This is a genomic window from Ruegeria sp. AM7, assembly GCF_056535965.1.
In genome coordinates, this window is the sequence record NZ_JBQFJE010000003.1 from 3,227,102 (window position 1) to 3,250,000 (window position 22,899).

23 protein-coding genes (1 of these 23 running past the window's edge) are annotated in these 22,899 nt (G+C 59.4%); 14 read left to right on the top strand and 9 right to left on the bottom strand.

Going from position 1 to position 22,899, the window contains the following annotated elements:
* Nucleotides 1–13: 13 nt before the first annotated feature.
* The 5 genes from mtgA to ACR3EG_RS20090 all read left to right on the top strand — a co-directional run bounded on the left by mtgA (nt 14) and on the right by ACR3EG_RS20090 (nt 5,080).
* The gene (gene mtgA / locus ACR3EG_RS20070) at nt 14–748 is read left to right on the top strand and encodes a monofunctional biosynthetic peptidoglycan transglycosylase (protein ID WP_209196059.1); all 735 of its coding nucleotides are present in this window, start codon (nt 14–16) and stop codon (nt 746–748) included.
* A gap of 58 nt (nt 749–806) precedes the next feature.
* Nucleotides 807–1,472 (top strand): FtsZ-binding protein FzlA, encoded by a 666-nt coding sequence (gene fzlA / locus ACR3EG_RS20075; protein ID WP_480498491.1) that lies wholly within the window; start codon nt 807–809, stop codon nt 1,470–1,472.
* Between the two features lie 72 nt (nt 1,473–1,544).
* Entirely contained in the window at nt 1,545–2,582 is a 1,038-nt protein-coding gene (gene queG / locus ACR3EG_RS20080) for a tRNA epoxyqueuosine(34) reductase QueG (protein ID WP_480498436.1), read from the top strand.
* Between the two features lie 71 nt (nt 2,583–2,653).
* The gene (locus ACR3EG_RS20085; protein ID WP_480498435.1) at nt 2,654–4,657 is read left to right on the top strand and encodes a hydantoinase/oxoprolinase N-terminal domain-containing protein; all 2,004 of its coding nucleotides are present in this window, start codon (nt 2,654–2,656) and stop codon (nt 4,655–4,657) included.
* A gap of 255 nt (nt 4,658–4,912) precedes the next feature.
* Nucleotides 4,913–5,080 carry a YegP family protein gene (locus ACR3EG_RS20090; RefSeq protein WP_480498434.1) on the top strand — a complete coding sequence of 56 codons (168 nt, stop codon included), beginning with the start codon at nt 4,913–4,915 and terminating at the stop codon, nt 5,078–5,080.
* Between the two features lie 41 nt (nt 5,081–5,121).
* Here the strand turns inward: ACR3EG_RS20090 and msrA are convergent, their stop codons facing one another.
* The gene (msrA, locus tag ACR3EG_RS20095) at nt 5,122–5,631 is read right to left on the bottom strand and encodes a peptide-methionine (S)-S-oxide reductase MsrA (protein WP_480498433.1); all 510 of its coding nucleotides are present in this window, start codon (nt 5,629–5,631) and stop codon (nt 5,122–5,124) included.
* A complete protein-coding gene (gene msrB / locus ACR3EG_RS20100) occupies nt 5,631–6,077 on the bottom strand; it encodes a peptide-methionine (R)-S-oxide reductase MsrB (protein ID WP_170355545.1) in 447 nt (148 codons plus the stop codon). Before msrB ends, msrA begins: the two co-directional genes overlap by 1 nt.
* Before the next feature lie 140 nt (nt 6,078–6,217).
* On the opposite strand from msrB, the gene ACR3EG_RS20105 reads away from it, so the two are divergent.
* A complete protein-coding gene (locus ACR3EG_RS20105; protein ID WP_480498431.1) occupies nt 6,218–6,739 on the top strand; it encodes a glutathione peroxidase in 522 nt (173 codons plus the stop codon).
* Here ACR3EG_RS20105 and ACR3EG_RS20110 read toward each other — a convergent pair.
* Nucleotides 6,715–7,602 carry a DMT family transporter gene (locus ACR3EG_RS20110; RefSeq protein WP_480498429.1) on the bottom strand — a complete coding sequence of 296 codons (888 nt, stop codon included), beginning with the start codon at nt 7,600–7,602 and terminating at the stop codon, nt 6,715–6,717. The genes ACR3EG_RS20105 and ACR3EG_RS20110 overlap by 25 nt on opposite strands.
* 167 nt (nt 7,603–7,769) lie before the next feature.
* Here ACR3EG_RS20110 and ACR3EG_RS20115 point away from each other — a divergent pair, with 167 nt between their 5' ends.
* Entirely contained in the window at nt 7,770–8,030 is a 261-nt protein-coding gene (locus ACR3EG_RS20115; protein WP_480502147.1) for a hypothetical protein, read from the top strand.
* A gap of 60 nt (nt 8,031–8,090) precedes the next feature.
* Here ACR3EG_RS20115 and ACR3EG_RS20120 read toward each other — a convergent pair whose 3' ends face one another.
* From ACR3EG_RS20120 to ACR3EG_RS20135, 4 genes are all read right to left on the bottom strand, one after another.
* On the bottom strand, nt 8,091–8,378 hold the full coding sequence (locus ACR3EG_RS20120; protein WP_039533371.1) for an HU family DNA-binding protein: 288 nt from the start codon (nt 8,376–8,378) through the stop codon (nt 8,091–8,093).
* Between the two features lie 130 nt (nt 8,379–8,508).
* Nucleotides 8,509–9,972 carry an AMP nucleosidase gene (locus tag ACR3EG_RS20125; protein WP_480498425.1) on the bottom strand — a complete coding sequence of 488 codons (1,464 nt, stop codon included), beginning with the start codon at nt 9,970–9,972 and terminating at the stop codon, nt 8,509–8,511.
* Nucleotides 9,969–11,771 carry an adenine deaminase gene (ade, locus tag ACR3EG_RS20130; RefSeq protein ID WP_480498423.1) on the bottom strand — a complete coding sequence of 601 codons (1,803 nt, stop codon included), beginning with the start codon at nt 11,769–11,771 and terminating at the stop codon, nt 9,969–9,971. Before ade ends, ACR3EG_RS20125 begins: the two co-directional genes overlap by 4 nt.
* Before the next feature lie 139 nt (nt 11,772–11,910).
* Nucleotides 11,911–12,786, bottom strand: coding sequence for a LysR family transcriptional regulator (locus tag ACR3EG_RS20135; protein ID WP_480498421.1), 876 nt, complete (start codon nt 12,784–12,786; stop codon nt 11,911–11,913).
* 109 nt (nt 12,787–12,895) lie between these two features.
* Between ACR3EG_RS20135 and ACR3EG_RS20140 the strand changes: the two genes are divergently transcribed.
* Together ACR3EG_RS20140 and ACR3EG_RS20145 are read left to right on the top strand one after the other, a co-directional pair.
* Nucleotides 12,896–13,651, top strand: coding sequence for a class II aldolase and adducin N-terminal domain-containing protein (locus ACR3EG_RS20140; RefSeq protein ID WP_480498419.1), 756 nt, complete (start codon nt 12,896–12,898; stop codon nt 13,649–13,651).
* A gap of 11 nt (nt 13,652–13,662) precedes the next feature.
* Entirely contained in the window at nt 13,663–14,652 is a 990-nt protein-coding gene (locus tag ACR3EG_RS20145; RefSeq protein ID WP_480498417.1) for a sterol desaturase family protein, read from the top strand.
* Here ACR3EG_RS20145 and ACR3EG_RS20150 read toward each other — a convergent pair.
* Nucleotides 14,649–15,590 carry a GlxA family transcriptional regulator gene (locus ACR3EG_RS20150; protein WP_480498415.1) on the bottom strand — a complete coding sequence of 314 codons (942 nt, stop codon included), beginning with the start codon at nt 15,588–15,590 and terminating at the stop codon, nt 14,649–14,651. The genes ACR3EG_RS20145 and ACR3EG_RS20150 overlap by 4 nt on opposite strands.
* A gap of 77 nt (nt 15,591–15,667) precedes the next feature.
* Here ACR3EG_RS20150 and ACR3EG_RS20155 point away from each other — a divergent pair, with 77 nt between their 5' ends.
* The 3 genes from ACR3EG_RS20155 to ACR3EG_RS20165 are packed head-to-tail and all read left to right on the top strand — an operon-like array spanning nt 15,668 to nt 19,613.
* Entirely contained in the window at nt 15,668–16,828 is a 1,161-nt protein-coding gene (locus ACR3EG_RS20155; RefSeq protein WP_480498489.1) for an acyl-CoA dehydrogenase family protein, read from the top strand.
* Nucleotides 16,825–18,837: an acetate--CoA ligase family protein gene (locus ACR3EG_RS20160; RefSeq protein ID WP_480498413.1), complete on the top strand. Its 2,013-nt coding sequence runs from the start codon at nt 16,825–16,827 to the stop codon at nt 18,835–18,837. Before ACR3EG_RS20155 ends, ACR3EG_RS20160 begins: the two co-directional genes overlap by 4 nt.
* Nucleotides 18,834–19,613: a carnitinyl-CoA dehydratase gene (locus tag ACR3EG_RS20165; protein WP_480498411.1), complete on the top strand. Its 780-nt coding sequence runs from the start codon at nt 18,834–18,836 to the stop codon at nt 19,611–19,613. Before ACR3EG_RS20160 ends, ACR3EG_RS20165 begins: the two co-directional genes overlap by 4 nt.
* Here the strand turns inward: ACR3EG_RS20165 and ACR3EG_RS20170 are convergent.
* The gene (locus ACR3EG_RS20170) at nt 19,610–20,242 is read right to left on the bottom strand and encodes a class I SAM-dependent DNA methyltransferase (protein WP_353392402.1); all 633 of its coding nucleotides are present in this window, start codon (nt 20,240–20,242) and stop codon (nt 19,610–19,612) included. The genes ACR3EG_RS20165 and ACR3EG_RS20170 overlap by 4 nt on opposite strands.
* Before the next feature lie 90 nt (nt 20,243–20,332).
* On the opposite strand from ACR3EG_RS20170, the gene ACR3EG_RS20175 reads away from it, so the two are divergent.
* Both ACR3EG_RS20175 and katG read left to right on the top strand, forming a co-directional pair.
* Nucleotides 20,333–21,178: an SDR family oxidoreductase gene (locus ACR3EG_RS20175; protein WP_480498487.1), complete on the top strand. Its 846-nt coding sequence runs from the start codon at nt 20,333–20,335 to the stop codon at nt 21,176–21,178.
* A 240-nt stretch (nt 21,179–21,418) separates the two neighbouring features.
* Nucleotides 21,419–22,899, top strand: partial view of a catalase/peroxidase HPI gene (gene katG, locus ACR3EG_RS20180; protein WP_480498409.1) — the 5' portion only. 721 nt of this gene lie beyond the right edge of the window; only the first 1,481 of its 2,202 coding nucleotides appear in the window; its start codon is at nt 21,419–21,421; the stop codon falls past the right edge of the window.

A 22,899-nucleotide genomic window follows, 5' to 3' on the forward strand; every position in this document is an offset into this window, starting at 1 on the left:
GTATAGCAACAGCATGGCAAAAAAAGCAGCGCGCAAATCGAGCAGCAAGAAACGCAAGGCCGCTAAAAGAAAAACACCGATTATTCCAAGAATCCGCCGCTGGGTAGGGCGTGGGTTTTTGGTGGTGATCGCATGTGTTGTTGGGCTGGTGGTTTTGTATTCGGTGGTGAATCCGCCGGTGACCCACACGATCTGGTCCGAGTGGCGGCGCCTAGGCAAAGTCGAACGGGATTGGGTTCCGATAGAACAGATTTCTCCGGTCATGGCGCGCTCGGCTGTGGCGGCGGAAGACGCCAATTTCTGTCTGCACTGGGGCTTTGATGTCGAAGCCATTCGCGATGCACTTGAGGACGGAGGGTCAAGGGGTGCGTCAACGATTACACAGCAGGTGGTGAAGAATGTGTTCCTGTGGCAAGGACGCAGCTGGGTACGCAAAGCGCTTGAAACCTCGATCACTCCGGTTGTCGAAATCTTTTGGAGCAAACAACGTATCCTTGAGGTGTATCTGAACGTGGCCGAGACCGGGAATGGCGTTTTTGGAGTCGAAGCAGCGGCTCAGCGTAACTTCAATGTACCCGCCTCCAAGCTGTCGCCGGTTCAGGCCGCGCGGATCGCTGCAATCCTGCCCTCCCCCCGAAACAGATCAGTCACTGATCCATCAGTGCGTACACGTAGGCGGGCGGCCTCGATCCTGGATGGGGCGGCCACCATCCGCGCAGATGGTCGCGCAGATTGTTTCGAGGATTGAAATACTAACCCTCTCGGCGCTAAAGCTGGATTGTATTCACTGGTTCGATTGGAAGCTCATGGCGCGTCTGTTTCACGTTCCCCTGTCCCCATATTGCCGCAAGGTCCGTCTGTCGCTAGCGGAAAAGAAGATCGAGGTTGAGCTGGTCGAAGAGAAGTATTGGGAGCAAGACCCGGATTTCCTGCGTCGCAATCCGGCGGGTAAAGTTCCCATTCTGCGGTTGGACGGTCAGGTGATGGCGGAAAGCGCAGCGATTTGTGAATACATTGAGGAAACGCGCCCCGAGCCATCTTTGATGCCGAAAACCCCCGAAGCTCGGTATGAGGTGCGGCGATTGGTGGGTTGGTTCGATGACAAGTTTCATCACGAGGTGACATCGAAACTGTTGTATGAACGGGTCAACAAGAAGATGACCGGTCAGGGATACCCGGACAGCAAGAACGTGAAAGAGGGTGCCAAGGCCATTAAATATCATCTGGATTATATGGCATGGTTGCTGGATCACCGGCGTTGGTTGGCTGGCGATCAGATGACGCTGGCGGATTTTGCGGCGGCTGCGCATTTGTCGGCGTTGGACTATATCTCGGATGTGGATTGGAACCGGTCGGCGGCGGTGAAGGATTGGTATGCCAAGATCAAGTCCCGGCCTGCGTTCCGGTCGATACTGGCGGATCAGGTGCCGGGGTTCCGGCCTCCGCCGCATTACGCCGATCTGGATTTCTGATAGGGTGGAAGGGGGGCAGTCTGCCCCCCATCGCGCCGGGGCGCGATTCCCCCCGAAGGTATTTTTAGCCAGATGAAGAGCGGATCGGATTTAAAGCGCAAGGTGGTCGCTCGGGCATTGAGCGAGGGGTTTGTGTCCTGTCGGGTTTGTCGGCCGTGGGATGTGCCCGAGGTGCCCGCACGGTTACAGGCGTTTTTGGATGCTGGGTATCACGGTCAAATGGAGTGGATGGCAGAGCGGACCCATTGGCGGGGCGATCCGTCGGCTTTGTGGCCCGAGGCGCAGTCGTTGATCATGCTGTCCGAAAGCTATGCGCCTGATCATGATCCGACCGAGATTCTGCAACACCGGGACAAGGCGGCGATTTCCGTTTATGCGCAGAACAAGGATTACCACGATCTGGTCAAAAAGCGCCTGAAACGTCTGGCGCGCTGGTTGATTGCCGAGGCTGGCGGCGAGGTGAAGGTGTTTGTCGACACCGCGCCGGTGCCCGAGAAAGCGCTGGGCCAAGCGGCCGGGTTGGGATGGCAGGGCAAACATACCAATCTGGTCAGCCGGGATTGGGGGAATTGGGCTTTTATAGGGTCTGTTTTTACCACTCTGGAGCTGCCGTCGGACAGGGCTGAGGTGGATCATTGCGGCTCGTGTCGTGCCTGCCTGAACGCCTGTCCGACAGATGCGTTCCCTGCCCCTTACAAGCTGGATGCGACGCTTTGTATTTCCTATCTGACCATCGAGCATAAAGGCCCGGTGGATGAGGAATTGCGCGCCAAACTTGGCAACCGGATTTATGGTTGCGACGATTGCCTGGCGGCCTGTCCGTGGAACAAGTTTGCCGTGGCGGCCAGTGACATTCGCTATGCCGCGCGCGAGGATCTGAAGGCCCCCGCCCTGGCGGACTTGGCGGCGCTGGATGACGCGGCGTTCCGGGCGAAATTTTCCGGATCACCGATCAAACGCATCGGACGGGATCGGTTTGTGCGCAATGTTTTGTATGCGATTGGCAATTCCAGTTTGCCTGCGCTGAAGCCGGTGGCGCAGGGGTTGGTGGAAGATCCGGATGCAACCGTGGCTGATGCCGCGCGCTGGGCGGTGCAACAACTGCCATAAGTGCCGCAAACAGGCTGGACGTGTCGGTCCAAACCGCTACACCCAATTCAGCGAACAGGAAGGAGAACCCGATGGCGCTGGCTTTGGGGGTGGATACGGGCGGAACCTATACGGATGCGGTGCTGATCCGGGATGAGGCTGAGGTGATCGCCTCGGCCAAGTCGCTGACCACGCGGGCAGACTTGGCAATCGGCGTGGGCAAAGCGATTTCGGCTGTATTGGAACAGGCGGCGGTTGGCCCTGAGCAAATCTCCATGGCATCTTTGTCGACCACTTTGGCCACCAATGCTCTGGTCGAGGGACAGGGCGGGCGTGTGGCGCTGGTCTATATCGGGTTCAAAGAGAGCGATCTGGATCGGCATGGGTTGCGCGATGCGTTGAAGGGTGATCCGGCCTTGGTGATTGCTGGGGGTCACAGCCATGCGGGGGGCGAAGCCACGCCGTTGGATGTGGCCGCGTTGGAGGCCTTCTTAGACTCTCATAAAGGCGTTTCCGGCTTTGCGGTGGCCGCGCAGTTTGCCACGCGCAACCCCGCGCATGAGTTGGAAGCGGCGCGGATTATTGCCGAGCGGACGGGGGCTCCGGTCACCTGCTCGCACCATCTGTCGGCCAAGTTGAACGGGCCGAAACGGGCGGTGACGGCGGTGTTGAATGCGCGGCTGATCGGGATGATCGATCGGCTGATCGGACGGGCGCAGGATCAGTTGCTAGCCTTGGGCATTACCGCGCCGATGATGGTGGTGCGCGGCGACGGCGCGTTGATGAGCGCCGAGCAGGCGCGGGAACGCCCGATTGAGACGATCCTGAGCGGGCCTGCGGCCTCGATCGTGGGGGCCAGCTGGTTGACGGAGGCCGAGAATGCGCTGGTGTCGGATATTGGCGGCACGACCACGGACATCGCCGTGATCCGCGACGGTAAGCCCGCGATTGATCCCAATGGTGCGCGCGTCGGTGGCTTTCGTACCATGGTCGAGGCGGTGGCGATGCGCACCCATGGTCTGGGGGGCGACAGTCAGGTGCATGTCGTGACCGAGGGGCTGGGCGGCGGCGTGGTTCTTGGACCGCGCAGGGTATTGCCGGTATCGCTGATCGCGGCCGAGGCCCCGGATGTGGTGCATTCTGAACTGGACAAACAGCTGCGCGCGACCACAGTGGGGGAACATGACACGCGGTTCGCCCGACGCGTGCCCGGTATCCACGCCGAAGGGCTGGGGGCACGGGAAGAGGCGCTGTTGGACCGTCTTGGTGACAACGTCTTACCGCTAAGCGACCTGTTGCGCACTCGGATGGAGAATGGCGCACTGACGCGGTTAGTGGATCGTGGGATCGTTCAGGTCTCCGGCGTGACGCCGTCGGATGCCAGTCATGTCTTGGGACGGCTGGACGCTTGGGATGCCGATGCCGCGCGCAAGGCACTGGAACTGGTGTCACGCAAACGGGTTGGGTCAGGCGAAGTGCTCGCGAAAACCCCCGAGACTTTGGCGCAGATGATCGTGGCTCAACTGACAGAACAGACTTCAATTACCTTATTAGAGACTGCTTTTGCCGAAGAGGCCGAGGATTTTGGCATCCCGTCAACCGACTTAGCCCGGCATGTTTTGACCCGCAAGGGGTTGGCCGGGCATCGGGGCCTGCTGGCGCTGGATGCGGCGCTGAATGTGGATGTGATCGGGTTGGGTGCCTCGGCCCCCAGCTATTATCCGGCGGTCGGGGAGTGTTTGCATTGCAAGATGATCTTGCCCGAACATACCGGCGTGGCCAATGCCATTGGCGCTGTCGTCGGTCGCCTGACCTTGCGCCGGGCGGGCACTGTGACGTCACCATCCGAGGGTAAATTCCGGGTGCATCTTGAGGACGGGCCACAGGATTTCAACGAGGTGGGTGCGGCGTTGTCGCTTCTGGAATCCGTGCTTCGACTAGAGGCCGAAGGCGCAGTACGCGACGCCGGGGCCGAAGATATCCGCGTGGTTGTTGACCGCGATATCCGCACCGCCCGCGTCGAAGCGCAGGAGGTCTTCGTCGAGGCCATGATCACGGTCGAAGCCAGCGGTCGCCCAAGAGTTGCCGCCAGTTAAATACAATAGATAGACAAGATTTGAATCGAAACCGCAATTTGTTGGACATATATCAAAATTTAGATTCGACTCGAGTCGTTGCTGTGGATAAAATAAAAGCGCCCGAGGATTCCCGAGCGCTAGCCGCTGCGCGTTGCAACGGACCGTGTCGCTAAACACACGTTGAGAATCGCATTTTCTAGTGTGATCGGTCAAGCGCAAAGCAGCATCTCTGAGATGGCGTGGCTTCTTGCCGCGCGAATAAGGAGTACTGTCATGTACTTTAAACTTTATCGTGATGTTTCTAATGAATGGCGTTGGAGGTTAAAGGCAGCCAACCACCTTACAATCGCGGATTCAGGTGAAGGATACCGCAACAAATCTGATGCTCTAAACGGGATCAGTTTGGTGAAAGGTTCCGGCAACGCGCCGGTTTATGAATAGGGGGGTTGGGCGGCGCAAAATTTTAGCGCCGCATTTCCGAGCTATTCCGCCGCGTCGCGTTTGGGCAGAACCCAATCGGCGCGCGGGAAATGGCAGGTATAGCCGTTGGGGATACGCTCCAGATAGTCCTGATGCTCGGGCTCGGCGTCCCAGAAATCACCGACAGGCTCCAGTTCGGTCACGACCTTGCCGGGCCACAAACCGCTGGCGTTCACATCCGCAATAGTGTCCAACGCCACCTGTTTCTGTGCGTCATCGACGTAGTAGATGGCCGAACGATAGCTCATCCCGCGGTCATTGCCCTGACGGTTTACCGTAGTCGGATCGTGGATCTGAAAAAAGAACACCAGCAGGTCACGATAGCTGATCTGCGCGGGATCAAAGAAAATCTCGATCCCTTCGGCATGGGTGCCGTGGTTGCGATAGGTGGCGTTGGGGACATCGCCGCCGGTATAGCCGACGCTGGTGCGGTTGACGCCCGGCAGCTTGCGGATCAGGTCCTGCATTCCCCAGAAACAACCTCCGGCCAGGACAGCGCGTTCTTCGGTCATCAGATTTCCTCCACATGGATCAGATAGTCGGCATAGCCTTCGGCCTCCATGTCATCGCGGTGAACAAACCGCAAGGAGGCTGAGTTGATGCAATAGCGCAGCCCGCCATGTTCGCGCGGACCGTCGGGGAAGACGTGGCCCAAATGGCTGTCGCCGTATTTCGAGCGTACCTCGGTACGGATCATGCCGTGGGTGGCGTCGTGAAACTCTTCCACATGTTCATGCACGATGGGCTTGGTGAAACTGGGCCAGCCACAGCCGGATTCGTATTTGTGGGTCGAGGCGAACAGGGGCTCGCCCGAGACGATGTCCACATAGATCCCCGGTTCCTTGTTGTTCAGCAGCTTGCCGGTGCCCGGACGTTCGGTCCCACTGTTCTGCGTGACGTGATATTCTTCGGGCGAGAGGGCGGCGATGGCCTCGGGGGATTTGGTGTATTGGGTCATGGATCCTCCGGTCGGTTGGGTTGCACCATTATTTGGGGGTTGAGGCGCAGAAATCAAAGCCTGATTCTTGCACCTCGCGCCCTCGTGCGTTGATCCGGCGGGCGATTTGGCGCGTATACTGGGGCAGAGGAGAGTTCACCATGTTCCGCATCTTGCTGTTGACCGCTTTGATTCTGACCGGGCGCACCGTGCAGGCCGCGCCGCTGACCGGAGAGTTTCCGTCCATCGACGGCGGCACCCTGTCGATCGCGGATTGGCGGGGGCAGCCGGTTTTGGTGGTCAACACGGCCTCGCATTGTGGCTTTACCGGGCAATACAGCGCGCTGCAGCAAGTCCACGAAGACTATGGTCCGCGTGGTCTGGTCGTGCTGGCGGTACCGTCGGATTCCTTCAATCAGGAATTGGGATCAGCGGAAGAGGTCAAGGAGTTCTGCGATTTCAACTACAACCTGACCCTGCCGATGACCGATATCACTCCGGTCAAAGGGACCGACGCGCACCCGTTCTACAAGGCAGTGGCGGAGCAGACTGGGTTTGAGCCGCGCTGGAACTTCAACAAAATCCTGTTGGACAGCGATGGCGCGGTGGTCGCTACCTATGGATCATCCACGCGCCCCGATTCCCGGCAAGTGCTGTCTCAGGTCGAGGCTTTGCTGCCCTGAGCAGGTTGTCGCGATAACTGCACGGCCAAAATCCCGGCGGTGGTGATCAGTACGCCAACGGCATCCAGTGGCCCGAGTTTCTCCCCCAGTAGCAACGCAGCAATCGTCACGCCGAAGACAGGGTTGAGGAAGTGGAAGGTGGCTGCGCGCGTCGCTCCAATCCGGTCCAGCAACAGGAACCAGATCAGAGTGGCCAACAAGCCGGGGAACAGGGTCGTGTAGGTGAAAGCCAGCGCCAGCGGAACGGTGAGGTGGATATGGATCACCTCGAACAGCGGAGCCGCGACGAACAGAACGGCTGAACCAACCAGCATCTGCAACCCTACGACCATCATGAAATTCCCGCCCGAGGTCGCCCCGCGCACCGCCAAGGTGGCGAAGGTCAACGCCAAGGCGCCAACACCACAGAGCATCACGCCGAACATATCAACGCCCGCGCTGATGCGGCTGCTCATGATCAGGGCGACGCCTGCAAACCCGGCCAGCAGACCGACCACACCCATCGGCCGCAGACGATCACCCAAAAACAGCCAGCTTGCCAGCGCCACCAGCAGTGGCATGGTCGAGGCGATAATGGCCGCTACCGATGCCTCAATCGTTTGCATTGCGTAGAAATTCAGACCCAAATACAGCGCATTTTGGCAGATTCCAAACAGGATGGTCGCGTACCATTGTTGCGGCGTCAGCCGCCAACTCTGTCCCATTGCGCGCGCAATGGCCACGCCGATCAACCCGGAAATCAAAAAGCGCAGTGCCAGCGAAAACAACGGTGAAGCGTCCATCACGATGATCCGCGCCGAAGTAAAGGCCGACGACCAGATCAGTGCAAATGTCAGCCCCATGGCCATGGCGCGCAGATCCATCGCCCATCCCCTTTGTTGGTTTCGCGCACTGTTCCTTAAATCGGCAGGGGTCGCAAGACGTACCGTTTGGCCGTAGTAACTAGGAATCTAATAAGGGCACCACACGCGCGGCGCATAATTTAATTATTACCGGAGTTGGAGTTACTTTTCGGCACGCTAGATCATAAGTGACAACGACAAAGGCGAAGCCTGTTATGTTGCAAGAGAAGCGAAAAGACCTGGATTCAGAGCGGCAGAAAAAGCTGCTGTTTCGGCTTGTGGAGGAACTCAGCCAAACCTCGCCTGATCTGTACTATCGCCCGACCAGTGAGATCGCGACGTACCTTGAAACGTATATTCGTAAGGAAGCAAAACTGTCTGCAGACGATCGGGCCTTGATGAACCGGCTCAGCCGTCGTGATCTGGAAGTGCTGTTAAGTTTGCACTGATCCCAAAGAAAAAGGGCCCCCAACCGGCGGCCCTTGATCGTATCGCTGTAAAGGCTGTGATCAGCCGTTCACGCTGTCTTTCAGAGCTTTCGCAATGGTCATCTTGACCACCTTGTCGGCCTCTTTCTTGAACTGCTCGCCGGTGGCGGGGTTGCGCACCATGCGCTCGGGGCGCTCGCGGCAGTAGATTTTGCCAACGCCGGGCAGGGTCACTGCGCCGCCGGCGGATACTTCGCGGGTGATCAGGCCGGTCATGGCCTCCAGCGCGGCGTTCGCGGCTTTCTTGTCAGTCCCCATTTCCTCAGCGAGAGCAGCAACCAGCTGAGTCTTTGTCATAGGCTTTGCCATTTCTTGGTCTCCTTAACGTGCCCGATGTCTTGGGCCTCACCGCGTAACTGTAACGGGATATTGTGATCGAACACAACGAATAGTAGCGCGGAAAACCCTAAAAATAGGGGGAAAACGTTGCTTTTTTGCTTCAGAGAAAGGCTGTTTCGTCGAAAGAACGCAATTTCCGGCTGTGCAGACGCTCAAGCGGCATGCCTCGCAGGTGTTCCATCGCGCGAATTCCGATCGCCAAATGGCGACTGACCTGTGTGGTATAGAAGTCCGAGGCCATGCCCGGAAGCTTCAATTCCCCGTGCAGCGGTTTGTCGGACACGCATAGCAAAGTGCCATAGGGCACCCGGAACCGATAACCATTGGCGGCGATCGTGGCGCTTTCCATATCCAGCGCGATTGCGCGTGATTGGCTGAGGCGCTGCACCGGGCCGGACTGGTCGCGCAGTTCCCAGTTGCGGTTGTCGACCGAGGCGACAGTGCCCGTGCGCATGACGCGCTTCAGCTCGTAACCGTCCAGTTCTGTCACTTCGGCCACAGCGCGCTCCAGCGCCACCTGTACTTCCGCGAGGGGCGGGATCGGGACCCAGACAGGCAGGTCATCGTCCAGCACCTTGTCTTCGCGCAGATAGGCATGGGCCAACACGAAATCCCCCAGCGCCTGCGTGTTGCGTAACCCGGCGCAATGGCCGACCATCAACCACGCATGAGGGCGCAGCACCGCGATATGATCGGTCGCGGTTTTTGCGTTGGATGGCCCCACCCCGATATTGACCAGAGTAATCCCCGACCCATCGGCGCGTTTCAGATGGTAGGTCGGCATCTGAGGCAGCTTCAGAGGCTGCTCCAAAACGCCATCGGCCGAGGTGATCTGCGCATTCCCGGTCGACACAAAGCTGGTATAGCCGCTTTCCGGGTCGGCTAGTTGTTCGCGGGCGTAATTCTCGAACTCGGACACGTAGAACTGGTAGTTGGTGAACAGCACATGGTTTTGGAAATGGCTGGGATCGGTGGCAGTGTAATGCGCCAGACGGGCCAGCGAATAATCCACGCGCTGGGCGGTGAACAGCGCCAGCGGGCCAATCTCGGTTTCGTGGTCATGCACACCGTTGACGATATCGTCATTGGTGGTCGTCAGATCCGGCACATCGAACACATCGCGCAAGGTGAACCCAGCTGCGCCTTGATGGGGCACCACAAGGTCGGGATTATTGGCCACGGCGAAATGAACCGGGATGGGTGTATCCGAGGCACCAATCGTCACAGGTTGGTCATGGTTTTTGATCAGCAAGGCAATTTGTTGGGTCAGATAGGCCCGGAACAGATCGGGCCGTGTGACAGTCGTGGCATGAGTGCCGGGTTCCGAGACGTGACCAAAGCTCAGACGACTGTCCACATGAGCATAGGAGGTCGTTTTGATGCGAATTTCTGGGTAATAGGCTCTGAATCGCTCGGAAGGAGTGCCTGCCTCCATCGCTTTGGCGAAGTTTTCGCACAGAAAACTTGTGGCCTTTTCGTACAGCTCTTCCAGACGCGCCACAGCGGCGGCAGGATCAGTGAACTTCTCAGGGTTTGGGACGTCGGGTGTTTTTATTATTGTCATGCGAGGGGTTCCAAAAGGTCGATCTTTTCAAATGTCCGCACATCCACCAGCCCAAGGTCGGAAATCCGCAGTTCGGGGATCACGACGAGGGCCAGCAGTGAGTGCTGCATATAGGCGTTGTTCAACCGGCAGCCGCAGTCCTGCATCGCCTGAACCAACCGGTCCGCCTTGGCGGCGACATCGGAGGCGGGACTGTCGGACATCAGGCCCGCGATGGGCAGTTCTACCAGTGCCAGTTCTTCTCCGTCGCGGAACAGGATGATGCCGCCGCCCACCTCGGCCAGACGGTTCGCCGCCAGTGCCATCTGTTCGCGGTCGGTCCCAACAACGATCATATGGTGGCTGTCATGCGCCACGGTCGAGGCCATGGCCATGCGCCCCTGATACCCAAAGCCCGAGACAAACGCGTTCGTGACCCCTCCGGTCGCGCGGTGACGTTCGACCAGCGCGATCTGGCAAACGTCGCCTTCGCCCTCGACCAGCCCACCGATGATGGGCAATTCCGCCTTTAGCGCCTTGGTCGGAGCCTGATTTTCCACCACGCCGATAACATTGGCCCGCACGCGGTTGGCGCCCTCGGGGGCTTTGATTTCAAAATCCGTATCAGCCAGCACATGGCCCAGATGCACCGTATTGCGCGCGCTGTCCGGCCAGTTCAGATGTGGGCAGTCCACGGTGATCGCGCCATTTTCGGCGACGATCTGGCCGCGGGCGATCACCACCTCAATTGGAAGCTCGCGCAAATCAGAACTGAGGATAATATCCGCCCGCCGGCCCGGTGTGATCGACCCGATCTCGCGTTCCAGCCCGAAATGGGTGGCTGTGTTGATCGTCGCCATTTGCAGTGCGATCAGCGGGTCACAACCGCAGGCAATCGCGTGGCGCACCACGCGGTTCATATGCCCCTCATTCACCAAAGTGCCCGAGTGGCAATCGTCGGTGCACAGGATAAAGCCACGCGGGTCCAACCCCTTTTCGGTCACCGCCGTGATCTGGCTTTCCACGTCATACCAGGCCGAGCCCAGCCGCATCATCGACCGCATCCCCTGCCGCACGCGTGCTATAGCGTCGGCTTCGCAAGTTCCCTCGTGGTCGTCAGCGGGGCCCCCGGCCACATAAGCCGCGAATTCAGGCCCTAAGTCAGGCGAAGCATAGTGCCCACCCACGGTTTTGCCCGCATTCTGAGTCGCCGCGATCTCGGCCAGCATCTTGGGGTCGCCGTTGATCACACCAGGGAAGTTCATCATCTCACCTAGCCCGATAACGCCGGGCCAGCTCATCGCCTCGGCCACGTCTTCGGGGGTGATCTCATAGCCGGTTGTTTCAAGCCCTGGGGCCGACGGCGCGCAGGATGGCATCTGGGTGAAGATGTTCACCGGTTGCATCAGCGCCTCGTCATGCATCATGCGTACGCCTTCCAGCCCCAGCACATTGGCGATCTCATGCGGGTCGGTGAACATCGACGTCGTGCCATGCGGAATCACCGCGCGGGTAAATTCGGCCGGGGTCAGCATCCCCGATTCGATATGCATATGCGCGTCGCACAGACCGGGCAGCATATAGCGCCCGTTTGCCTCGATGATCTGCGTATCCGGCCCGATGCAATGTCCGGCATCCGGCCCCACAAAGGCGATGCGCCCGTTGGCAATGGCAATGTCGTGATCCGGCAGCGCTTCACGTGTGTGAACATTCACCCAAGTTCCTCCGCGCACGACCATGTCGGCCGGTTCACGTCCTGCGGCAACGGCGATCAATCGGGGGGCGGTGTCGGGCCAACTTGTGAAAGGCGTGTATTCCATGGCTCAACTTTTCTGAATGTGTCCGAAGGTGCAACCCCTGCCGAACATCTATCATCAAACCGTCACGCAGCGCGTCAGCGCTGCCCGGCCCAACCAGAGGAGGGGGCGCGCAAGCGCCCCTGACGATGGGCGGGAGCGTCTACCCCGCCAGATCGCGGGCAATTTCCTGCCGCACCCAGTCTGCGAACAGGACGGCCCCCGGTGTTTCCTCGGCCTGAGGTGATAGCAGCAGGTAATAAGCTTCGGGCATCTGTGCGCGGTACTCAAACGGGGCCACCAGTTGTCCGCGCTCGATCAGGTCGCGGGCGATGGTGTCATGGGTCAGGCAATACCCACCCCCGGCCATCGCAACAGACAGGCTAACCAGATAGGTTGTCGAATAGGTAATGGGAGGTTTTTCCCAAGTTAGGCCCTGTTCAGTGATCCAATTCTGCCAATTCGACAACAGGTTCGAGCAATCAAACAGGGGTTGTTCCTGAATATCTTCCAGCCGCACTTCATAGCCCGGCGCGCAGACGGGGTAATAGTGATCTGTGCGCAGCAACTCGGTGCGTACCGTGTCGGACGGGCGCAGGGAATAGCGGATTTCGACCGCCGCGCCCTCGGCCATTTCGCGCGGCTCCCAGAGTTCGGTGAAGATGTTCAAATGCACATCCGGGTGCGCGGCGCGAAACCGGGGCAGGCGCGGTCCCAACCAGTTCACGGCAAAGGTGATGTTGCTCTGAACCTGCACCGCGTTCTGCTGCGCCCCGGTGACGGCCTGTGTGCCCCGCACCAGCGTGCGAAACGCCTCACGCACCACGGGCAGATAGGTGATTCCGGCCTCGGTCAGTTCCAGCGCGCGGGGACGGCGCAGAAACAGGGGTTGGCCCAGATAGCCCTCAAGCGATTTGATCTGCTGACTGACCGCGCTTTGCGTCATGTTCAGATCACGCGCCGCACCGGTGAACGACAAGTGTCGCGCGGCGGCCTCGAATGTGCGCAGCCAACCCAGCGGAGGAAGTGAATTCTGCATTGGCATAACCTCACCATTAGTTCAGCTAATGGAATAGGTGCGATTTTTTCGTTGGTCAAACCCGCCGCGCCCCGCCACCCTCTACAAAAGCCCGCAACAGGAGCCCGCCATGACCGTCACCAACCTGCGCCCCAACATCGACCACTGGTCCGAGCGTGTGGACCTTGCCGCCACCTTCCGCTGGACCGAACGTCTGAACATGCATGAGGCTGTGGCCAATCATTTCAGCCTTGCGGTGAACGAGGGCGGAACGCAGTTCCTGATGAATGCCAATCAGATGCATTTCGCACGGATCAAGGCGTCGAACCTTCTGCTGTTGGATGCCAATGATCCCGACGTGATGGACCAGCCCGGCGCGCCTGACCCGACCGCTTGGGGCCTGCATGGCTCGATCCACCGCCATTGCCCGCATGCGCGCTGTGTGATGCATGTGCATTCGATCTTTGCAACCGTTCTGGCCTCGTTGGCCGATAGCAGCCTACCGCCGATCGACCAAAACACTGCCACCTTCTACAACCGCTATGTTGTAGATCAGGAATTCGGCGGGCTGGCCTTCGAAAGCGAAGGTGAGCGTTGCGCCGCCATGCTGTCGGACCCGAAGAAGAAGGTCATGATCATGGGCAACCATGGCGTGTTGGTGACTGGAAGCGACCCGGCGGATACGTTCAACCGCCTCTATTACTTCGAACGCGCGGCCGAGACATATATCCGCGCGTTGCAGACCGGCCAGCCCCTGCGTGTCTTGTCCGATGAGATCGCCGAGAAGACCGCGCAGGAACTGGATGACTACCCTGATCAGGCCGAGGCGCATCTGCGGGAAATCAAAGCCCTGCTGGATGCAGAGGGTTCGGATTACGCCAGCTAAAGGGAATTGCCATGACAGACGCCGCCCAAGACCCCGAAGCCGCCCGCTGGCACTATCACCCCGAAGGTCCGGTGGGCTTGAACCCGCTGTTCGCATGGCCTCCGCGCCCCGCCTCTGTGCTGGACTGGTACAGTGGAGCTTGGTTGCAGATTACCTCGCTGACCCTGTGTATGGGGTTGGCGGTCATTGTCTATGTCGTATTTTTCCCTGGGTTAGAGTCAATGAAGAGCTTTGCTCCGGGGTGGATGTTCCGCATTTGGCTGCTGAACATGGTGCCGCAGATATTGGTGGCGGGCGGGCTGCATTGGTGGCTTTACATGCGCAAGGGGCAGGGCATGTACAAAAAGTTCGACCGTCGCGACCTGACCCGGGACAACGGCAATTTCACCTTCCGCAATCAGGTCTGGGACAATATCTGGTGGACGCTGGGCAGCGCCATGACCGTGGCAACCGTGTATCAATGGGTGATCTATTGGGCGATGGCCAACGGATATGTGCCGACAGTCACTTGGGCCAGCGCGCCGATTTGGTTTATCGTCTGGATGTTGTTCATCCCGATGTGGTCTGGCTTGCATTTCTATTGGGTGCATCGGCTGGAGCATCACCCCAAGCTCTATAAACACGTCCACGCCGTGCATCATCGCAACGTCAATATCGGCCCGTGGTCGGGGATATCGAACCATTGGTATGAAAACCTGCTGTATTTCACGACCTATTTCATCCATCTGATCGTGCCGTCCCACCCTCTGCATCTTCTGTTTCACACGTATTTTCAGCAGATCAGCCCGGTTCTGTCCCATTCAGGGTTTGAAAAGTTGAAAGCCGGAGAAACTGAAGCGGCCCGTGCGGGGGACTTTTTCCACCAGCTTCATCACCGGTATTTCGAGTGCAACTATGGCACCTCGGAAATCCCCTTCGACAAGTGGTTCGGCACCTATCACGATGGGTCTGCCGAGGCGACGACGCGGACGCGAGCCTATAAAAAGCAGATGTATACCTAAGCGGATCGCATAGCGCGCGGGGTGGCCCCAAACTCGGTTCGAAAGGCGCGGGTCAGGGCGCTGGGGTCGTCATAGCCTGCGCGCAGAGCGATCTCGGCGATGGTCAGGTCGGTCTCGGCTGCCAGTTTCCGGGCCAGATTCAGGCGCAGGCGGCGATAGACCTGTGCGGGGCCTGCGCCCAGTTCGGTTTGCATTCGGGCCGCCAGTGCCTTTTGCGATCGTCCAACCCGGCGGGCGATCTCGGGGATAGGCAAGGGCGTTTCCAAATGTTCCTGCATCAGCGCCAGCGCCTTGTTTACATAGCCGCTGGTTGCACCCGCCCCACCGGAATGAGACCTGGCGGAATCGCGTGTCATGAACAACTGCGCGACCTCCAGCGCCAAAGCCTGCCCGTGATCCTGCCCGATGAGATGCAGCACCAGATCAAACGCCGCCATTGCTCCAGAGCAGGTGATGCGGTTGCGGTCTATTACATAGCGTTCGCGCTGTGCGTCAATTTCGGGGAATCGTTCGGTGAAACCGTCCAGCTCCTCCCAGTGGATCGTAGCGAGGTGCCCGTCCAATAATCCGGCCAGCGCCAACAACCAGCTTCCTGTGTCCAGCCCGGCCAGCGCACTGTAACGTCCCGCTGCGGATCGCAACCCCGCCAGCGTCCGCCACCCGCCATGGGCGTGAAACCCGTAAGAGGGCATGACGAGCAACGTATCGCCCCGTGCATTCTGCAAGATGTCATGTGGTGCGACTTGCAGCCCCGAAGATGACGTGACGGGCGCACGATCTAGTGACAGAAATTGCCAGTCATACAGCTTGCGCCCAGCGATGGAATTCGCAGCCCGCAAGGGTTCGACCGCATTCGCGAGGCAGTGGTTAGAAAAGCCGTCGAACAGAAGCACTCCGAATTGCTGCGGCGCAGCGGACGATTTGATCCATCTTTGCATGATTTAGGTCTATTTCTGCATGTTCAGCTTGGCAAGCCACGTCAGGATATCCGCAACCCCAGATGTGGAGACCCCAGATGCAATATGGCCTGTCCGACGAACAAGAGATGATCGCCGCGACCGTTCGCAGCTTTGTCGAAAACGAAATCTACCCGCATGAAGAGCTGGTCGAGCGCACTGGCGAGGTTCCGCACGAGATCGCCGCCGAGATCAAACGCAAGACGATCGAGTTGGGCTTTTATGCCTGCAACTTCCCCGAAAGCGTCGGCTGCGCCGGGCTAAACCATCTGGAGTTCGCACTGGTCGAACGCGAGTTGGGCCGGGGATCCATGGCGCTGAACCATTTCTTCGGACGGCCGCAAAACATCCTGATGGCCTGCGAGGGCGATCAGGTCGACCGTTACCTGATGCCGGCCGTCCGGGGTGAAAAGATGGATGCGCTGGCGATGACTGAACCGGGTGCGGGCTCGGACGTGCGGGGGATGAAATGCGCTGCCGTGCGCGATGGGGGCGACTGGGTGGTCAATGGCACCAAGCACTTCATCTCGGGCGCGGAACATGCAGACTTTATCATCGTCTTCATCGCAACCGGTGAAGATCAGACGCCGAAAGGCCCCAAGAAACGCATCACTGCCTTTCTCGTCGATCGCGGCACTCCCGGCTTCACAATCCGGGATGGTTACAAGTCGGTCAGCCATCGCGGCTACAAGAACATGGTGCTGGACTTCGACGATTGCCGCTTGCCGGATGCTCAGGTTCTGGGCGAGGTCGACGGCGGGTTTCAGGTGATGAACACTTGGCTCTATGCCACCCGGATCACCGTTGCCGCCATGTCGGTCGGTCGCGCGCGCCGAGCGTTCGACTATGCGCTGGACTATGCCGCCACGCGCGAGCAATTCGGCCAGAAGATCGGCAAGTTTCAGGGCGTCTCATTCCAGATTGCAGACATGATCACCGAGATTGACGCCGCCGATCTGCTGACCCTTGCCGCCGCCGATCGTCTGGACAAGGGGCTGCCCGCAAACCGTGAGATCGCCTCGGCCAAACTGTACGCCTCTGAAATGCTGGCCCGGGTGACGGATGCAGCGATTCAGGTGCATGGCGGCATGGGTCTGATGGACGACTACCCGCTGGAGCGATTCTGGCGTGACGCGCGTGTCGAACGCATCTGGGACGGAACCAGCGAGATTCAGCGCCACATCATCAGCCGCGATCTGCTGCGGGCGCTGGGCGCATGACGACAGCGCTGGCCCGAGCGCTGAACCCTAAAACCATCGCCGTGATCGGCGGAGGCGCGTGGTGTGCGGCGGTTATCGAACAGGCGCGCAAATTCGGGTTCAAGGGCGAGATTTGGCCGGTTCATCCTAAAGCGGTCGAAGTTGCTGAGGAGCGGGCGTTCGCAACGCTCGAAAATTTACCCTCTGCACCTGACATGGCATTTATCGGAATCAACCGCCACGCAACCGTCGAGGCGGTTGCGGTTCTGTCCGCGATGGGTGCGGGCGGCGCAGTCTGTTTTGCCTCGGGTTTTACCGAGGCTCAGGCCGAAGACCAATCAGGCGCGGGCTTGCAGGATCAACTGATCGCCGCCGCCGGTGAGATGCCGATATTGGGTCCGAATTGCTATGGCTTCATTAACGGTTTGGATCGCGTGGCCGTATGGCCCGATCAGCACGGCATGCGACCTGTGGATCGCGGAGTGGCGATCCTGACGCAAAGCTCGAACATTGCCATCAACATGACCATGCAGCGCCGCGCTTTGCCGTTGGCCTTCATGCTGACCTGTGGGAATCAGGCACAGACGCATCAGGCCCAGATTGCCTCGGCGTTGTTGGATGACGACCGCATTACGGCCATCGGCGTGCATATCGAAGGGTTTGGCGATCTGCGCAAATGGGAGGCGCTGGCTAAAAAGGCTCGTCAGTGCGGTGTCCCGATTGTCGCGCTGAAGATGGGTCGGTCGGTCCATGCCCAGGCGGCAACGATTTCGCATACGGCCTCGCTGGCGGGTCAAGACGCGGGTGCGCAGGCGTTTCTGGATCGGTTGGGGATTGCCCGCTTGGATGACATCCCCAGCTTTCTGGAATGCCTCAAGCTGTTGCATGTGACCGGGCGTCTGGACAGCAACGGGCTTGGTACGATCAGCTGCTCGGGGGGCGAGGCCAGTTTGGCCGCGGATATGGCCGAGGGGCGCGATCTGCACTTTCCGCCGTTGACGGATACGCAAAGTACCGAACTACGCGCGGCATTGGGGCCGATGGTGGCGCTGGCGAACCCTCTGGACTACCACACCTATATCTGGCGCGACACGCAGGCGATGACGCGCGCCTGGTCGGCGATGATGGGGCCAGAACAGGCTCTGACTATGGCCATTGTGGACTATCCGCACACTGATCAAACCGATTGGACCTGTGCGACGCAGGCCGCGTTGAATTGCGTGGCACAAACCGGGCGGCCCTTTGCAGTGACCGCGACTCTGCCCGAGTTGATGCCCGAGGACGTCGCGCAGCGCCTGATGGATGGCGGCGTTATTCCCTTCGCCGGGCTGTATGAGGCACTATCGGCTGTCGAAGCGGCGGCGCGCCCTGCAGGGTTGGACTTTGATCCGGTGGTCCTTCCCAGTACTGCCAATCCAAACGTTACGCTGACCGAGGCGGAGGCCAAGGACCAGCTTGCAGCCTTCGGTGTGTCCACTCCGAAAAGGCGGGTGATGCGGGCCGATGCCGCCAGTGCCGGTGACATGACCGGCCCTTTCGCCGTCAAGGGCGTTGGACTGGCCCATAAGTCGGACCACGGGGCGGTTCAGTTAGGGGTCAGCGCGGGCGATCTGCCAGCGGTCGCGGCCCGTATCGGCACCTATGAAGTTCTGATCGAGGAAATGGCGCCCAAAGGCGTTGCCGAGTTGCTAATCGGTGTTACCTGCGATCCGGCCCATGGATATGTTCTGACCTTAGGCGCGGGCGGGGTGTTGACGGAAATCCTACGGGACTCGGTGTCTCTGCTGATCCCGTCGCCTCGGAACGTGGTTGAAAAGGCGCTGGGCAGGCTGGCCTGTGCGCCGTTGCTGGCTGGCTATCGCGGCAAGCCTGCCGCAGATCTAGGCGCGATCCTGGATACGGTCGAGGCCGTGCAGGCCTATGTTATTGCCAATGCCACCCATGTCAGCGAAGTTGAAATCAATCCGCTTATCTGCGGGCCGGAAGGTGCCGTGGCAGTGGATGCTCTGATCCGAAAGGCACGCACATGAACCCGGTCAAAACCCAGCGCGACGGCGCTATATTGCAGGTCACTCTGGACCGCCCCAAAGCGAATGCGATTGATCTGGCCACCAGCCGCGTTATGGGCGAGGTGTTTCGGGATTTCCGCGATGACCCGGACCTGCGCGTGGCGATCATCACCGGCGGCGGCGACAAGTTCTTTTGCCCCGGCTGGGATCTGAAGGCTGCGGCGGATGGCGACGCAGTGGATGGCGATTATGGTGTGGGCGGCTTCGGCGGGTTGCAAGAGCTGCGCGATATGAACAAGCCGGTGATTGCCGCCGTGAACGGAATCGCCTGCGGTGGAGGGCTGGAACTGGCGCTGAGCGCAGACATGATCATCGCCGCAGATCACGCCAGCTTTGCCCTGCCCGAAATCCGATCCGGTACCGTTGCGGATGCGGCCAGTGTCAAACTGCCCAAGCGCATCCCCTATCATATCGCGATGGAATTATTACTGACGGGCCGCTGGTTCACCCCGGATGAGGCCCAGAACTGGGGTCTGGTCAACGAAATCGTACCCGGCGATCAGCTGATGGACCGCGCATGGGAACTGGCGCGTTTGCTGGCCAGCGGGCCGCCTCTGGTCTATGCCGCGATCAAAGAGATCGTGCGCGAGGCCGAGGATTCCAAGTTTCAGGACGCCATGAACCGGATCACACGGCGGCAGTTGCCGACCGTGGATGTTCTGTATGGGTCTGAGGACAATCTGGAAGGCGCCCGCGCCTTTGCTGAAAAACGCGATCCGGTCTGGAAGGGGCGCTAAACTCGTTCGAACAGGGCGATCAAAGCCGTATCGTCCTTGTTTGGGCCGTTGGCAAGTTCGCCGTAGATTCGAACCTCGGGTAGGGCGAGATTCCTGATCTGGCCCTGTGCCAGTTTGTGCAGAGCTTCGGCAAACCCCAGTTTTTCATAGTGCTGCGCGTTGATCGACAGGGCGAATTGCGCTCCGGGGCGGGCGACGCGCAGCAAGGGCATCAAAGCCTCGGGGCCCAGATGGCCATGGGTGAAGGTGCCTGACGACACGACGCCCGAGTAGTTTTCGCGCGGAACCGGGATGCCCTCGTTCAGGTCAGCTTCTATCGCGTCGCGGTAGATATCCTTGCGCATGGCCTGATCCAGCATCTCGGCGCTGATATCGGTGGCGTCGATAGGTCCGACACCCAAACCTGCAAGAACGGCTCCGCACAATCCTGTTCCGGCTCCGACATCCAGCACCGGGCCCTGACCTCCTGCGCCTACAAACGCGCGGGCGGTGCGAATATGCAGCTGGTAATCCTCTCGGGTGGCAAAGCCTTCGTCATAGTCCCCGGCCCATTCGGCATATAGCCGTCGGTTATCTTCGGGTGTTTCCAGCGCATAAGCCGTGTGTAGATCGGGGGTTTTGTCACTCATGCCTAAAAGAAAGGCGCATTGAGAGATTCGAATCAAGTATCCCGTCGACCCCGCTTGCATCTGGTGGATTTGCGGATCATCAATGGCGGCATGACAGGTACTCTATTTTCGTTTGGTCATGGCTATTCCGCGCAGGAGTTGACGCGACTGCTGGCACCCAATGGATGGCGGGCTATCGGAACCACGCGGGATCCGGCGCAATCACCGGCTTTACGGGCATCTGGGGCGGAACCAGTTGTCTGGCCGGGACAGCAGGTCAATCTGGACGGGGTGACGCATCTGCTGATCTCAACGGCACCCAATGCTGACGGCGATCCGGTTCTGGCAACGCTGCAAGACGAAATCACGGCACGGGCTGCACAGTTCAAGTGGGTTGGATACTTGTCCACAACCGCCGTTTACGGTGATCATCAAGGTGCGTGGGTAGATGAATCCACGCCTGCAACGCCCACCGCCCAACGCGGCAAATGGCGGGTTCAAGCCGAGCAACAATGGTTGAGTATTCCGAACCTGCCGACCCATATCTTTCGGTTGGCCGGGATTTACGGTCCCGGACGCGGTCCATTTTCCAAACTGAAACGCGTTGGCATGCGGCGGATCATCAAGCCGGGTCAGGTATTCTCTCGAATTCATGTGGCCGACATTGCGCAGGTCCTTGCTGCGTCCATGTCTGCGCCCAATCCGGGGGCCATATATAACGTCTGCGATGATGAGCCGGTCCCTCCACAAGACGTAATTGCCTATGCGGCGGAATTGCAGGGACTGCCTTTACCACCCGCGGTCCCGTTTGATGAGGCGGAACTAACCCCCATGGCGCGTAGCTTCTACAATGAGAACAAGCGCGTCAGGAACGACCGGATCAAGGATGAACTGGGCGTGAAGCTTCTGTATCCTGATTACCGGGTTGGCTTGGACTCGTTGATGCGGGACGGATGATCTATCTATGATAATTTTTAGTTATCACAATAATCCGAAAACAAAACTTTTTAGCATAGCTTGAATTTGCTAGGAGTCGCGTCGACAAGACCCGAGAGTCGCTGTTGCCCGCCCTGCTGCCTGCGCGAATTTTCGCGGCGCCTGTAGGATGGATAAAAGTGTCATCTATATGTGTTCTTGACCGACCGAGTTTTTTAGCGGCGCCACAGCGCCGGAATTTTGCCAGGAATGGAGATCGACATGGACGGAAGTGATAACCCCAAAGCAGGCGGATGCCCTGTCATGCACGGTGCAGGAACCCGGTCTAACCGGGACTGGTGGCCGAACCAGCTGAATCTGTCGATCCTGCATCAGCACGGACCGGCCTCGAATCCGATGGATGCGGATTTCGACTATGCCGAAGCGTTCAAGGCGCTGGACATGAAAGCGCTGAAGGAAGACCTGTATGCGCTGATGACGGACTCGCAGGACTGGTGGCCAGCGGATTATGGCCATTACGGCGGGTTCTTCATCCGTATGGCGTGGCACAGCGCGGGCACCTACCGGACGGCAGATGGTCGTGGCGGTGCTTCGACCGGTAACCAGCGGTTTGCGCCGCTTAACAGCTGGCCGGACAACGGCAACCTGGATAAAGCGCGCCGTTTGCTGTGGCCGATCAAGCAGAAATACGGCAACCAGATTTCCTGGGCCGACCTGATGATCCTGGCGGGCAACTGTGCCATCGAATCCATGGGTGGCAAAACCTTTGGTTTCGCCGGTGGCCGCGAAGATATCTGGGCCCCCGAAGAAGACATCTATTGGGGTACCGAGACCGAATGGCTGGCCCCCACCGACAACCCGAACAGCCGCTATTCCGGCGAGCGCGATCTGGAAAACCCGCTGGCCGCTGTGCAGATGGGCCTGATCTATGTAAACCCCGAAGGCCCCGACGGCGAGCCGAACGTCTTGGCCTCGGGCCGCGACATCCGTGACACCTTTGGCCGGATGGCGATGAATGACGAGGAAACCGTTGCTCTGATCGCCGGTGGTCACACCTTTGGTAAGGCGCACGGTGCAGGTGATCCCGATCTGGTTGGCCCCGAACCCGAGGCCGCCCCGATTGAGGAAATGGGCTTTGGCTGGATCAACAAATTCGGTTCGGGCAAAGGTGACGACACCACCACGTCCGGCATCGAAGGCGCGTGGACCGCGAACCCGATCAAATGGGACAACGGCTATTTCGACCTGCTGTTCGGATATGACTGGAACCTGACCAAAAGCCCCTCGGGCGCATATATCTGGGAGCCGGTGAACGTCAAAGAAGAAGACATGGCCCCGCAGGCGCACGATCCGTCGAAAAAGGTCAAAACCATGATGACCACCGCCGATATGGCGATGCGCATGGACCCGATCTATGGCCCGATCTCGAAACGCTTCCACGAAAACCCGGAAGAGTTCGCCGATGCCTTTGCTCGCGCATGGTTCAAGCTGACCCACCGCGATATGGGCCCCCGCTCGGCCTATATCGGTGAAGAGGCCCCGACCGAAGAGCTGATCTGGCAAGACAACGTCCCTGCTGTGGATCACGATCTGGTGGATGACGCGGACGTAGCCGACCTTAAAGCCAAGATCGCAGCCACCGGCCTGTCGGTGTCCGAGTTGGTGTCGACCGCTTGGGCCTCGGCCTCGACCTTCCGTGGGTCGGACAAGCGTGGCGGCGCGAACGGTGCCCGCATCCGTCT

Coding starts and splice junctions, on each gene's coding strand:
- mtgA (WP_209196059.1), top strand. CDS start 14: ATGGCAAAAAAAGCAGCGCGCAAATCGAGCAGCAAGAAACGCAAGGCC.
- fzlA (WP_480498491.1), top strand. CDS start 807: ATGGCGCGTCTGTTTCACGTTCCCCTGTCCCCATATTGCCGCAAGGTC.
- queG (WP_480498436.1), top strand. CDS start 1,545: ATGAAGAGCGGATCGGATTTAAAGCGCAAGGTGGTCGCTCGGGCATTG.
- ACR3EG_RS20085 (WP_480498435.1), top strand. CDS start 2,654: ATGGCGCTGGCTTTGGGGGTGGATACGGGCGGAACCTATACGGATGCG.
- ACR3EG_RS20090 (WP_480498434.1), top strand. CDS start 4,913: ATGTACTTTAAACTTTATCGTGATGTTTCTAATGAATGGCGTTGGAGG.
- msrA (WP_480498433.1), bottom strand. CDS start 5,631: ATGACCGAAGAACGCGCTGTCCTGGCCGGAGGTTGTTTCTGGGGAATG.
- msrB (WP_170355545.1), bottom strand. CDS start 6,077: ATGACCCAATACACCAAATCCCCCGAGGCCATCGCCGCCCTCTCGCCC.
- ACR3EG_RS20105 (WP_480498431.1), top strand. CDS start 6,218: ATGTTCCGCATCTTGCTGTTGACCGCTTTGATTCTGACCGGGCGCACC.
- ACR3EG_RS20110 (WP_480498429.1), bottom strand. CDS start 7,602: ATGGATCTGCGCGCCATGGCCATGGGGCTGACATTTGCACTGATCTGG.
- ACR3EG_RS20120 (WP_039533371.1), bottom strand. CDS start 8,378: ATGGCAAAGCCTATGACAAAGACTCAGCTGGTTGCTGCTCTCGCTGAG.
- ACR3EG_RS20125 (WP_480498425.1), bottom strand. CDS start 9,972: ATGACAATAATAAAAACACCCGACGTCCCAAACCCTGAGAAGTTCACT.
- ade (WP_480498423.1), bottom strand. CDS start 11,771: ATGGAATACACGCCTTTCACAAGTTGGCCCGACACCGCCCCCCGATTG.
- ACR3EG_RS20135 (WP_480498421.1), bottom strand. CDS start 12,786: ATGCAGAATTCACTTCCTCCGCTGGGTTGGCTGCGCACATTCGAGGCC.
- ACR3EG_RS20140 (WP_480498419.1), top strand. CDS start 12,896: ATGACCGTCACCAACCTGCGCCCCAACATCGACCACTGGTCCGAGCGT.
- ACR3EG_RS20145 (WP_480498417.1), top strand. CDS start 13,663: ATGACAGACGCCGCCCAAGACCCCGAAGCCGCCCGCTGGCACTATCAC.
- ACR3EG_RS20150 (WP_480498415.1), bottom strand. CDS start 15,590: ATGCAAAGATGGATCAAATCGTCCGCTGCGCCGCAGCAATTCGGAGTG.
- ACR3EG_RS20155 (WP_480498489.1), top strand. CDS start 15,668: ATGCAATATGGCCTGTCCGACGAACAAGAGATGATCGCCGCGACCGTT.
- ACR3EG_RS20160 (WP_480498413.1), top strand. CDS start 16,825: ATGACGACAGCGCTGGCCCGAGCGCTGAACCCTAAAACCATCGCCGTG.
- ACR3EG_RS20165 (WP_480498411.1), top strand. CDS start 18,834: ATGAACCCGGTCAAAACCCAGCGCGACGGCGCTATATTGCAGGTCACT.
- ACR3EG_RS20170 (WP_353392402.1), bottom strand. CDS start 20,242: ATGAGTGACAAAACCCCCGATCTACACACGGCTTATGCGCTGGAAACA.
- ACR3EG_RS20175 (WP_480498487.1), top strand. CDS start 20,333: ATGACAGGTACTCTATTTTCGTTTGGTCATGGCTATTCCGCGCAGGAG.